The sequence below is a fragment of the Steroidobacter sp. genome (assembly GCF_016790065.1).
Lineage (GTDB): Bacteria > Pseudomonadota > Gammaproteobacteria > Steroidobacterales > Steroidobacteraceae > Steroidobacter.
Window position 1 is genome coordinate 1 of sequence record NZ_JAEUPY010000699.1, and the last position, 12,144, is coordinate 12,144.

At 60.8% G+C, this 12,144-nt stretch carries 12 protein-coding genes; 8 read left to right on the plus strand and 4 right to left on the minus strand.

The features are described 5' to 3' along the window. The 3 genes from JNL55_RS28755 to JNL55_RS28765 all read left to right on the plus strand — a co-directional run. Positions 1-520, plus strand: a 520-nt coding sequence (locus JNL55_RS28755; RefSeq protein WP_415923183.1) for an efflux RND transporter periplasmic adaptor subunit, incomplete at its 5' end; no start/stop codon positions are given. Next, positions 517-1,212, plus strand: coding sequence for an ABC transporter ATP-binding protein (locus JNL55_RS28760; RefSeq protein ID WP_293862781.1), 696 nt, complete (start codon positions 517-519; stop codon positions 1,210-1,212). The genes JNL55_RS28755 and JNL55_RS28760, both read left to right, overlap by 4 nt. Next, positions 1,212-2,495, plus strand: coding sequence for an ABC transporter permease (locus tag JNL55_RS28765; RefSeq protein ID WP_293862783.1), 1,284 nt, complete (start codon positions 1,212-1,214; stop codon positions 2,493-2,495). Before JNL55_RS28760 ends, JNL55_RS28765 begins: the two co-directional genes overlap by 1 nt. Positions 2,496-2,510: 15 nt before the next feature. On the opposite strand, the gene JNL55_RS28770 is transcribed toward JNL55_RS28765, so the two are convergent. From JNL55_RS28770 to JNL55_RS28785, 4 genes are all read right to left on the minus strand, one after another. Then, on the minus strand, positions 2,511-2,843 hold the full coding sequence (locus JNL55_RS28770) for a YnfA family protein (protein ID WP_293862801.1): 333 nt from the start codon (positions 2,841-2,843) through the stop codon (positions 2,511-2,513). Positions 2,844-2,858: 15 nt separating this feature from the next. Beyond that, the gene (locus JNL55_RS28775) at positions 2,859-4,040 is read right to left on the minus strand and encodes a THUMP domain-containing class I SAM-dependent RNA methyltransferase (protein WP_293862785.1); all 1,182 of its coding nucleotides are present in this window, start codon (positions 4,038-4,040) and stop codon (positions 2,859-2,861) included. A 71-nt stretch (positions 4,041-4,111) separates the two neighbouring features. Next, complete coding sequence (locus tag JNL55_RS28780) at positions 4,112-6,271, minus strand: PAS domain-containing hybrid sensor histidine kinase/response regulator (RefSeq protein ID WP_293862787.1); 2,160 nt, start codon at positions 6,269-6,271, stop codon at positions 4,112-4,114. Between the two features lie 15 nt (positions 6,272-6,286). Continuing rightward, positions 6,287-6,973, minus strand: a complete 687-nt coding sequence (locus JNL55_RS28785; protein ID WP_293862789.1) for an MEDS domain-containing protein — start codon at positions 6,971-6,973, stop codon at positions 6,287-6,289. A 281-nt stretch (positions 6,974-7,254) separates the two neighbouring features. On the opposite strand from JNL55_RS28785, the gene JNL55_RS28790 reads away from it, so the two are divergent. The 5 genes from JNL55_RS28790 to JNL55_RS28810 all read left to right on the plus strand — a co-directional run. Further along, positions 7,255-8,952 carry an FHA domain-containing protein gene (locus tag JNL55_RS28790; protein WP_293862791.1) on the plus strand — a complete coding sequence of 566 codons (1,698 nt, stop codon included), beginning with the start codon at positions 7,255-7,257 and terminating at the stop codon, positions 8,950-8,952. 79 nt (positions 8,953-9,031) lie between these two features. Then, positions 9,032-9,985: a threonine dehydratase gene (locus JNL55_RS28795; RefSeq protein ID WP_293862793.1), complete on the plus strand. Its 954-nt coding sequence runs from the start codon at positions 9,032-9,034 to the stop codon at positions 9,983-9,985. 106 nt (positions 9,986-10,091) lie between these two features. After that, positions 10,092-10,649: an RNA polymerase sigma factor gene (locus JNL55_RS28800; RefSeq protein WP_293862795.1), complete on the plus strand. Its 558-nt coding sequence runs from the start codon at positions 10,092-10,094 to the stop codon at positions 10,647-10,649. Between the two features lie 2 nt (positions 10,650-10,651). Next, positions 10,652-11,692 (plus strand): FecR family protein, encoded by a 1,041-nt coding sequence (locus JNL55_RS28805; protein WP_293862797.1) that lies wholly within the window; start codon positions 10,652-10,654, stop codon positions 11,690-11,692. A gap of 77 nt (positions 11,693-11,769) precedes the next feature. Continuing rightward, positions 11,770-12,144, plus strand: a 375-nt coding sequence (locus JNL55_RS28810) for an STN domain-containing protein (protein ID WP_293862799.1), incomplete at its 3' end; no start/stop codon positions are given.

Sequence of the window (12,144 nt, forward strand, 5' to 3'; positions counted from 1 at the left end):
CGCGCGCGTTCGAGTCGGCCTGCCGGCGACAATCGTGCCTGCGGCGTATGCCAAACAATCCTGGCAGGGCGCAGTGGAGCAGGTGGCGGTCTCGCCCCGACAGAATGCGGGGCAGAGCAAGACTTATCCGGTGAAGATCCGTCTGCAGGCCTCGCCAGACATGCAGTTTCATCCCGGTATGAGCTGTCGCGCGGAAATCTCGACTCGGCTGGAAAGCACACAGCGCACGCTGGCCGTGCCGGTGCAGGCTGTGAGCTATGAAGAAACGCCGGACCGCAACGAGTTGGGCAAGGCGAGCGTGTTCGTGATCAAGGATGGCAAGGCGAGCAAGCGTGACGTAGAAACCGGCGCGGCTGACGACGTCCATATCGAAATCACCAATGGCTTGAGCGCTGGTGAAGTGGTAGCGAGCGGGCCGGCGAAGACGTTGCGTTATCTGCAGGAAGGTGACCGCGTCGCCAGCAAGGTTGCAACCAAAGCCGACGAGCCGGCCGCCGCGGGGACGAGCAGCGAGCTGTGATCGAACTGCACGGGATCTGCAAGACCTACAAGCTCGGCGACAATGAGTTCGCTGCGCTGGCAGACATCGATCTGCGAGTGGAGCGCAATGAATACGTCGCGCTCACGGGTGCGTCGGGCTCGGGCAAGTCGACGCTGATGAATATCCTGGGTTGCCTGGACACGCCAAGCGCAGGCAGTTACAGCCTCGACGGCGAAGCGGTGGCCGGTTTGAACGACGATGCTCTGGCACGCGTGCGCAATCGGAAGATCGGCTTCGTGTTTCAGAGCTTCTATCTGATGCCGCGCGCGACCATCGTCGAGAACGTGGCACAACCGCTCATCTATCGTGGCCTTTCACCTGCGGTTCGCCGCGAGCGCGCTGCTGAGGCGCTCAATCGCGTCGGCCTTGGCGATCGTTTGAATCATCGGCCCAATGAGTTGTCCGGTGGCCAGCGCCAGCGCACGGCAATCGCGCGTGCATTGATAGGCCGTCCGCAGCTGTTGCTGGCGGACGAGCCGACGGGAAATCTGGACAGCCGTACCGCCGAGGAAATCATGAAGCTGTTCGGCCAACTGCATGCGGACGGCCAGACACTGATCATCGTCACCCACGATCAGGGCATCGCGAATCATTGTCAGCGTGCCATTCGGTTGCACGATGGGCGCATCGCGGCGGATGACAGGCGAGTGCCGTCGACGGGAGCTGTGTAATGGCCTCGAATGCTCAGGTCGATAGCGAATCGGAAGACAGGTTGAGTAGCCGCTTCTACGCCGTGCAGGAGTGCTTGCGCTCGGCGTTGATGAGCATTCGCGCGCATGGGCTGCGCAGCTTTCTAACCATGCTAGGCATCGTGATCGGCGTGGCGTCGGTCATCTGTGTGATTTCGATCGTGCAGGGGTTGTCGTATTCGATCGCGAGTCAGTTTCAGGCGCTCGGCGGCAGCACGCTGACGCTGCGATCTCACACTCCGATGCAGGATCAGCTACGCGGCAAGATCAACCGACTGCGGTTGACTGATCTCACAGAACTACAGTTCCGTGTCAACGGTATCAGCAACATCACGCCGATGGTGTTCGCAGGTCAGGGCGGCATGATGCAAGTTCGCTACGGCGCGAACACTGCCACGGGCCAGATGTTCGGCACCACCTCGCGCTATCAGGATGTGCAGCAGAGTTTTCCCAAGCTCGGTCGCTTCATCTCCGACAGCGACGATGCCAATCGCCGTCGTGTCGTGGTCCTCGGCGAACAAATGCGCCGCGATCTGAAGCTGCCGCAGAATCCTGCCGGGGAGTTCGTGCAGATCGGCAACGAGTGGTTCAAGGTCATCGGCTTGCTGGAGGCGCGGGGCGAGTTGTTCGGGGTCAGCCAGGACAACTACTTGCTGATGCCGTATCAGACTGCGCTGGCCATCAGCGGCATCATCTCGCAGCCCGATCTTTGGATTACGTTCACCGTCGACGATCCGGAAGCGCTCGAAGCTACCCGGCAGCGGATTACGATGTTGATGCGTCGGCTGCATCAACTCGGCAAAGACGAGCCCAATGATTTCCGCGTCGAGGCCGCCGATATGCTGGCCAAGACCTTCGAGCAGGTGATGACTACTGTGACACTGGTCGTGGCCGGCATCGTCGGCATTTCGCTGCTGGTGGGCGGCGTCGGCATCATGAACATCATGCTGGTGTCGGTCACCGAGCGCACTCGTGAAATTGGTATCGCGAAGGCGCTCGGCGCGCCGCGTCAGTACGTGCTCATGCAGTTTCTGATCGAGTCCGTGGTGCTCGCCGTGATCGGCGGCCTGATCGGAATCGTGATCGGCTTCGGCTTGGGGTATCTGGTCGCCAGCGCCATTCCCAATTTTCCACCGCCCAGTGCTCCGTGGTGGGCCGTGCTCGGCGCCTGCGGTTTCTCAGCGTTGGTCGGTATCGTGTTCGGCATCCTGCCGGCCAGCAAAGCAGCCAACCTCACGCCCATCGATGCGCTTCGCTACGAGTGATCTCGCAAAGATCCCTTAAGCGCGCCAACCGCCCCAAACGATGATGCCCATGCCTGCGATCGCGACCGCGGCGCCAGTGATATCCCACATAGTCACCGGCGCACGATCGACTTTCCACAACCACACCAACGCCACAGCGACATAGACCCCGCCGTATGCGGCATAGACGCGCCCCGATGCCGCGGGATGTAGCGTCAACAGCCAAGCAAACAACGCGAGACAGGCAAAGGCTGGTATCAGCAATAGTGGCGAACCATTCTTCCGCAACCAGACATACGGCAGATAACAACCGACGATCTCGGCGACGGCAGTCAAAACGAACAAGGCAAAGGTTTTCAGGATCAGCAAGCCGGCCACCGCTTGTTAAGTAGCCGGCGATTCCGCGACGCGTGGCGCCCGCCGGGTTCCTGCATACAGTTCGAAAATGAGCAGCTTGCAGGGAATGCTGCCGTTCATGAGAGCGATGGTGCGTTTGGGCTTGAGGCCAATCGCTTTGTACGGAGACGCGCTGGCGGCCAAAATGGCAGCCTGCCAGCCGCTGAACTTTTGCTTCAGGGTGTCGCCCACTTCCTGATACAGCTGCACGATGTCGCCTTCGCTGCTGCCGATGCGTTCGCCATACGGCAGGTTGGTCACGAGGATGCCGGATGTCGCGGGTGGCTCAGCGTCCTGGAAGCGACCGGTGCTGAAATTCATGTACTTCTCGACACGCGCATCCAACGCACTCTTTTTCGCCATCGCGACATAGGTTGCATTGATGTCTGAGGCAACGACGGGTGCAGTGGGAGCTTCCAGCTTCTCGGCACGCAAGCGGTCCTGAGTGACGCGCCACAGTTCACGATCGAAGTCTTTGAGCCACTCGAAATGAAACTCGCCTTTCTTGCGATGGATCTGCGGGGCTTTGCGGACCGCGATCATTGCGGCTTCGATGGCAATGGTGCCGCTGCCACACATCGGATCCATGAAGGGCTGGCTGCCGTCGTAACCGGCCATGATGAGCATCGCCGCAGCCAGTGTTTCTTTGAGCGGTGCCGGATGGCCCTGCTCGCGATAGCCGCGCTTGTGCAATGACTTGCCCGAAGTGTCGAAGCTCAGCATGCAGCGGCCGTGTCTCAGATGGGCCACCACGACGACTTTGGGCTCAGCGCGATCGACCGTCGGCGCGACTCCCTGGGAGCGCTCGAACACCTCACGGATACTTTCGCGCACCTGGGTGATGATTTGCTTGGGGGCCATGCCGCCCTGGTCGGCATCGTCACCCTGGCTTTCGACCATGAAGCCATGGCGCGCGTCGAACAGCTCACCCCAGCGGATGCGCCGGACCTGTGAGCGCAGCATCTCCGGCGTCTTGGCCGGCACTTCCTTGATGACTTTCAGAATGCGGCTGGCAGTGCGCAGCTTGAGGTGCAGCTCATAGAAAAGCGCGTCGCTGGCCTCGAAGGCGACCGCGCGGTAGGCGGGAACGATGCTGCTCGCACCGAGGGCTTCGAGTTCCAGAACCAGGGCTGGTTTGGTTTCTTCGGGACAGGTGGCGATCAGTTGCATTCGAGACCGATATCGTGCCGCAGGGAGTGACCAGGATCTGAGGCGCGCAATATACAGCGAACCAGGATCGCCTAGGTATTCGCGGCTCTATCCAGAATGGCCCGGCACTTGGTCGACAGCTCCTCGGAGGTGAAGGGCTTGGTGATCAGATCGATGGTGGAGGGCAGGTGGCCGTTATGAACGATCGCATTCCTGGCGTAGCCGGTCGCATACAACACCTTCAAGCCCGGGCGACGTCGTAGCGCTTCGTCCGCCAATTGCTTGCCGTTCAAGCCGTCCGGCAGAACGATGTCGGTGAACAGCAAGGCGACGTCGGCGTTGGTTTGCAGCAGTTCCAGGGCACTCGGCCCGGAGCGTGCCAGCAACACTTTGTAGCCTAGCTCTTCCAGGATTCCGGCCGAATACTCACGCAGCGCTTCGTCATCTTCGACGACCAGAATGGTTTCATTGCCGCCGTCAGCTGTAGTCGCGGCGTGTTCGGACGGTAGCTCGGTGAGGTACGCGGAGGGTTGCGCTTTGGGGAAATAGAGATTGACCGTGGTGCCTACACCGAGCTCCGAGTAGATGCGCACGTGACCGTTGGACTGTCGCACGAAACCGTAGACTTGAGCCAAACCGAGGCCCGTTCCTTTGCCCACGTCCTTGGTCGTGAAAAAAGGTTCGAAGACCCGAGCCAAGGTGGCCGCGCTCATGCCGGTGCCGGTGTCGGACACCGCAATCAAAACGTACTGGCCTGGGGCGACAGGTTCAGCGAGTGCTGCGACGTACGCGTCATCGAGGTGTGTGTTTGCTGTCTCGATGGTTAGGCGGCCGCCTTCGGGCATGGCATCGCGTGCGTTCACGGCGAGATTGATCAGCGCGTTCTCGAGTTCGCTGGCGTCGATGAACGCCCCCCAGATGCCGGCAGCGGTCACTGTCTCGATGGCAGTCGTTGCGCCTAGCGTCCGCTGCAATAGATCTGTGATCCCCGACAGCAATCGGTTGGGATTGACCAGCGTGGGCGATAAGGATTGTTGACGCGATACTGCGAGCAGTCGTGCAGTCAGCGTCGCGGCTCGCTTGGCGCCGTGCTGTGCCATCTGAGTCGCACGGCGCACGCGAGGCAGCACTTCACTGGACGGCAGTCGATCCAGATTCCTGTGGATGGTGTCCAGCCCGCCCAGGATCAAGGTCAACAGATTGTTGAAGTCGTGCGCCACGCCACCGGTGAGTTGTCCCATGGCTTCCATTTTCTGACTTTGTCGCAGGGCTTCCTGAGCCTGACGCTGGTCCTCGACAGCTTGCTGAACGCGCGACTCCAGAGTGGCATTGAGTTCTTGCAAGCGTTGATTCGCTGACTCCGCGTCGCCGCGGGCGCGTTTTTCTCGCGTCAGTAACTGCTGAAGCGGGCTGATGTCGCGCACCGTGCCGATGGCGCGATACGCAATGCCATCGACCTCGCGTAGAAAATAGACATGTTCGCGAACATCGACGATGGCTCCGTCGGGCGTACGTAACCGATACTCGTCGCTCCACGAAGAAACATTCGAGGCATGCGCTGCCTCGAACGATGCGATGACGCGGTCGGCATCGTCATGATGAATGCGCGTGCGTCGCCAATCCGAGCGTCTCGAAACCGGCGCGTCCTCGCCGAACAACTGCTTCAGGTTGCCGCCCCACCAGACTTCATTCAGCGAGATGTTCCAGTCCCACAGACTCTCGCCGGTGGTCTCGGAGAGCAACTGCAAGCGCTCCTGATCGCGTCGCGCCTGAGTGTGTCGCCAAGCTGCCGCCATCGCCGGGCCGGTGAGTGCGGCGATGGACTGGAGTTTCTGCAGCTGTGCTGTTGAGGCCTGACTAGCCGCCTGGCCGCCGGTGACGATGGCGCCGGTGAGCTGACCGCCGCGGCTGCGCAGAGGAATGGCATCGAGAGTAGCGACGCCTTCAGGCAGTAGCGCGCCGAAAATCGACTCGGTACCGACATCTCGTTTGAGCTGCAGCGGGCCAGGCGTCAGCGAAAGCTGCCGATACACAGCAAACAGCGCTGAGCGAGCGGCAGCAGGGACGGCAGCAAACCCCGTGCTGGAGCAAAACACCGTCGCATTCTCCCAACTTCGCCGCGGCAGCGAATGGGTAATGAACGTCTGTTGTTCGGAAATTTCAGCAGCGGTGCGACAAGCGCAGGCTAGCAACTCCGCGTGGCCGGAGAGATCCATCATCTCCTGTGCGAAGCGGATCAGGTCTTCTGGCATTGAGGCGCGGTCGTGTCAGGTTCGTGCCGCGACGGGCTTGTTGGAGAGGTTGGCCAACCAAGTGTCGAGAATGGCATTGGGACGTTCGGCCGTCAGGAAGGCATCCGGCGACACGTAATACATCGCTGAGTTGTCGAGATCGTTCGTGTCGAGCAGCACGCGTGGATGGGTATGTAGCACGTCCACCAGCAGGTCGGCATCGAAGCGGCGCCGATCGTATTGGCAGATCGAATAGGATTTGACGCCCGAGGCATAGAACTGGTTGAGCAGGGCTTCGTATTCGAGCAGCCGCTCCGAGCCAGGATCGCCGGCCAGTGCCCAAGTCATCTCGCCGGTGGTTCGCAGCGCCGAGTAGCCGGCGGCGAGTGCGTTGGCCGTTTCTTGGGTCAGTATCTGGATCATCTTTTCAGGATTGAACACGCCGTCCACCAGATAGACCTCTTTGGCAGTGGCGATCACCAGTTGGCCGGTGTCGACCAGCGTGGCCACATCGATGCCGGCGCTGGATAGCGTTGCTTTGAGCTGCTCGGCGGTCTGCAGATTCACCATGTACAGCATCTTCTCGTGGCGCTCGATGCCGAGCCGAATGAAATCGATGATGATGCGTCGATGATCGGCGTCGTTGCGATAGATGCCGCAGTAATGATCGCCCGGCTGCATGCGCTCGAGCGCGGGCAATGCGGCCTTTGGTTCGATGGACATCCCGGGGCTTCCTGTTCAACGTTGTTGCGCCACGCCGCAGTATACCGGTGGGCCATTACCGCAGGTGACTAGAACGTACTGATAAGTAGGGAAAAACGGTACTTTGTCGAAGGCTGTGCCGGCGCCGGCCCTGCAAGTGTCGAAACTTTTTACCGTTTGCGCCAGAGGCCCTCGGCATTGTTGTAACAGCGGCCTCTAACTTATATATAAGCAGGAGCCGGGCGCTGCCTAAAAACCGGCAAGATGCGGGGAGCGGGTCAGCACAGTGCCTGGGGGGATTGATGTCCACACAAATCGATACACCCATCATGGATCTCGACCGCACGGATGAACTTCCGGTTCTGGACGTCGCTGCCTACGAGGCGAGCCTCGCCGGCAACGAAAAGAATCTGTCGCGCACAGATGCCTGGGCTGTGCAGGGTCTGCGCGCCGTCGATGACCTCAATCGCGATGACCTCGATGGCGATGAGCTCGAGGCCGACGAGCTTGACGCCGATTCAGACGACGAAGTTGCGCCGCCCACCGTCACCAAGCCGAACGCCCAGGCCGAAGCGCTGACCATCAACGTCGAGCGAATACTCGGTCGCTTTGCCGAGCTCGAAGCCGAGGTGGCAGCAACGCACGAAAGCAATGCGTTGCTGCAGAATGACTGTGAAGCACTTCGGGCCGAGCAGGCGCAGGCCGAGCTGCGGATGGAAGCGCTCCAAGCGGACAATGCGAGGCTCTACGAAGATCGCGCGGAGTTGAATGAGGTCGCACGGCTTCGCGAGCAACAGCTCAGCGAGCGTGCAGAAGCGATCGCTGCACTCGAGAAAACCGTCAGCAAAGAGAAGGACGTCGCGTCGCGTCTGTCCAGACAACTGGCGGTGAAGTTGATGGCCTGCGAGCAAGCGGTGTCTACCGTGACGCTGCGTGATCGCACGATCGAGGATCTGAAGCGTGACGTGGTCGATTTGAGTCAGCGACTGGAGCAAGGGGTCGCAGCCAGTGCTGAGCTGACGACACAGCTGGCCGCGGCCGAGCAGAAGTTGCACGACGAGCATGCTTTGCTGTTAGCGAACAACGAAGTCGGGGAACAAAAGGATGCGCAGCTGGCGCAGACCCATGCGCAAATCCAGAGCCTCACTGAAGAGCGTGACGTTCTGCGATCCGCTGCCACCGAGCTCGAGGAGCGCACCGCCGATCTGGAGAGTAGAAACGCCGAGTTGGCGCAGCTACACCACGAACTGGTCGCCGCTCGAGCCGAAGAGCAGAGCCAGCGACAACTGCTGAAAGAAAGAACCGAAGAGCTTGGCAAGTTGCGCAGCACGCTCAGTGAGCAAGAGGCGGCGGCCCGCGGCTTTGAGCAAACGATTCGCGCCGGTAGCGATCAAATCAAAGAACTGATGGCCGAGCTGGTGACGGCGCGCAGCGAACGGTCCACGGTGGACGCGCAGCTGGTCAATGCTCGAGTGCGCACCAAGAATCTGACCGACCAGATTTTCACCAGAGACAATCGGATCGCCGCGCTGGAAGCCGATCTGGCGGTACACGTGGAAGCACTCGCCACCATCAAACGTGACGTGAATCGTATTGGCCAACGTGAGGATGACGCCGAGAGCGATGGCGTCGAGCATATGCTGGAGCCGGTCGGGCACGATGGGCCGACGTTTTACCTCACCGGCGAAGTATTGAGCGTTGGGCGCACCAGCGAGAACGACATCTGCATTCCTTCAAAGATGGTCAGTCGCTGCCACGCACGACTGCTGGTCGGGCCGACGGGCGTCATCATCGAGGATGTGAAGAGTACCAACGGCTGCTATGTGAATGGCGAACACGTTCGGAAATATCTGCTTCAAGACGGCGACGTGCTGGAACTGGGCGACATGCGTTATCGACTGCGCACCCGCGCGGTACGCAGCAGCTTGGTAAAGCACGATACCAATGTCCGCAAACTGTCACTCGCGCCTCGGAAAAATCCGACTCAGACAATGAATTGAGGCGCCGGAACGTCGAGCCGTTCAGGCCACCGGCAGTTCGTGTATCGTCCTGCCCCTGCGTCGCGTAACGAGGGGCACAATGTTCACGCTGCAAGAACTGCGTCGGGCACAACTCATCATCGGTCAGGTGACAGCGGCAAGCCCGCAACGGGAGTGGCCACTGGTGTCCGCTCGCCTAGGCACGAGTGCCGTCGTCAAGCACGAGAATCATCTGCCCACCGGTGCTTTCAAGGTTCGTGGCGGATTGATCTATGTCGAGCGCCTGCAACGTGAACGCAGCGGGGTGAAGGGCATCATTTCCGCCACGCGCGGCAATCATGGCCAAAGCCTTGCCCTTGCGGCTGGACGTTACGGGGTTCCGGTGACCATCGTCGTACCCCACGGCAACAATCCAGAAAAGAACAGTGCAATGATTGCATTGGGTGCCCGACTCATCGAGCACGGAGCGGACTTCGACGAAGCGCGCGAAGAGGCAAAACGGATCGCGAGCCGCGATGGACTGGAGATGGTGCCGTCATTCCACCGCGATCTGGTTCTCGGTGTGGCCACTTATGCGCTGGAACTGCTGGAAGCAGAGTCCGGGCTGAGCCGTCTGTATGTTCCTGTCGGATTGGGCTCCGGCATCTGCGGCTGCATTCTGGTTCGCGATCTGCTCGGCCTGGCCACCGAGATCGTCGGTGTCCAGGCGGCGGGTGCGCCTTCATACGCGCTGTCGTTTCAAGCCGGCAGCATCGTGACGACACCGGAGGCAAAGACCTTTGCCGATGGCGCGGCCACCCGAATTCCCGATCCGGCTGCTTTCGACATCATTCGTCGAGGTGTTGCCGACATCGTTACTGTCGAGGACCAGGAAATCGGCGAAGCGATCCGCGCCTACTGGACGGACACGCACAATCTCGCCGAGGGTGCCGGAGCAATGCCATTGGCGGCGGCATTGAAGCAACGCGGGGACATTGCAGGCAAGCGCATTGGTCTGGTCTTGAGTGGCGGCAATATCGATATCGCCACTTTCCTCAAGAACGTGCCGCACTAGTGATCGACTGGCGGGCGGTCAAAAAAAATATTTGCCGGGCAGGCGGGTCGGCCGGGCGGTTGCGTATTACCGTAGAGGCCCCAGCCGAATCCGGTAGCGCTCAGGCATGCCCGAATCGCCGACATCCACCAGCCCGGTCGATACGCCGCCTGCGCCAGCGCGCAAGGATGCTGTCATCGAGCAGTTGTCGCGCCGTTTTCGGCGGCCGCTACAACGCTTCTTCGAGAAGCGGATTGGGCGGGAGGCGGATACGGAAGATTTGGTACAGCACGTGTTTCTGCGCCTGGCCAGTGGCGCGCGGGTGGCCGATACCGCCGGCGTCGAGGGCTATCTTTTCAAGATCGCGAACAACCTGTTACGAGATCGGCAACGGCGTCTGACTGTACGCAATTCTACGGCCCATGAGCCCTATGAGGACGACACCCACGGGGCCCAGCTCGGCACGCCCAGCCCGGAACAGCTGGTGCAGAGTTCGCAACTGATCGAGCAAATGATCGCGGCCTTGCACGAGCTGCCGGAACGCACGCGCGAAGTTTTCACGCTCTACCACTTACATGGCCTGTCGCACGCCCAGATCGCCAGCCAGCTCGGCATCGCGGTCAGTACGCTGGAAAAGCACATGACCCGAGCCTGCGCCCACTTGTTGAAACGAATCGACCCTTAGCCATGAGTACCACGCAGAAAGGCCCGGCGCCGCCGCCACCCGAGCCGATCAGCGAGCAAGCGGGATTTTGGGATACGCGCCTGCGTTCCCCGGATTGCACCGATGAGGATCGGGCGCACTTCGCTGCCTGGCGCGATGCCGATCCGGCGCATCGCGCGGCTTTCGAACGGTTGCAGACGTTACTGGCAACGCTCAATGCCGGGCTGAATCGAGCGGACGTGCGTGGTCTGCGAGACAACGTCGTTACTGCCGTCGAGCGCAGGCGCCGACGCAAAGTCTGGGTCGCAGCAGCCTGCCTCGCTTTGGTGGTGGGTGGCGTGGCGACGCAAGCCTTGCAGCCACAGCTCGGTGGAATCGATAACGTCGAGAGCTACTCCACCCAGATAGCCCAGCGCTCCACCGTCAGTTTGCGGGATGGTTCCATCCTCGAGCTCAATGCCGGTTCGCAGATCGAAGTCAGCTTCAGCGAGCAGCGTCGCTCAGTGCGGCTGCTGGCAGGGCAGGCCATGTTCCGTGTGGCGAAGGATCCGTCACGTCCTTTCGTAGTGCGCGCGGCGAATCGGGAAATAGTCGCGGTCGGCACTGAGTTCGACGTCCGTCTGGATGCGAGCTCGGTGCAAGTGACGTTGCTGGAAGGCAAAGTGAACGTGGATCGCAGCGATGCTCGCGATCCGGCACACCAGTCGTTGTTACCGGGGCAGCAACTGACAGCGGTGTTGAACAGCGCCGCGATTCGGCCGCTAGGCGCTGCCGGCAACGCACCGGATGTGCAGATTCGGGAAGTGAACGTCGAACGCGTGACTGCCTGGCGCGACGGTCGGGTGTTCGTCGACGATCAGCCGCTCGCAGCAGCCATCGAAGAAATGAATCGTTATAGCCAGAAGCAGATCGTCGTGCACGATGCTGCGTTGGCTGCTGTGCGCGTCAATGGTGTGTTTCGCGCCGGCGATCAGGAAGCGTTCGTCGCGGTGTTACAAAGTTATTTTCCCGTCACTGTGAGCTCGCGCGGTGATGCTGAGATCGTGCTGACATCGCAGCAGTGATGCCGCGACAGGCGGGTTGCCCATCCCACTGCGTATTACTCAGTGCCTGCTGCACAAAGTAATAAGACGGGGAGCGTATGAGCACCGATACTTCGACCAGGGCGTTAACCAAATTGATCGGCGGATTGCTGGCGCTGGCCGCGCCATTGGCAGTCGGCGCCGGTACCGCGGTAGTCCATTTCGATATTCAAGAACAGGCGTTGAGTACCGCACTCAGCGAGTTCGCGCGTCAATGCGACCGGCAGATTTTCTTCGCCACTGAGCTGGTCGGCGACAAGCGTATTGCTCCAGTCAAAGGCGAGTTCGAGCCGACTCGGGCGTTGACGATGTTGCTCCAAGGCACCGGCCTGACGTTCAAGGTCATCTCCAACGACATGATCCTGGTGCGCTCGGCGAACAGCGAGCCAACCACAACGACGCGCAACTACACTCCGGCCAATTATCTGCAGCTC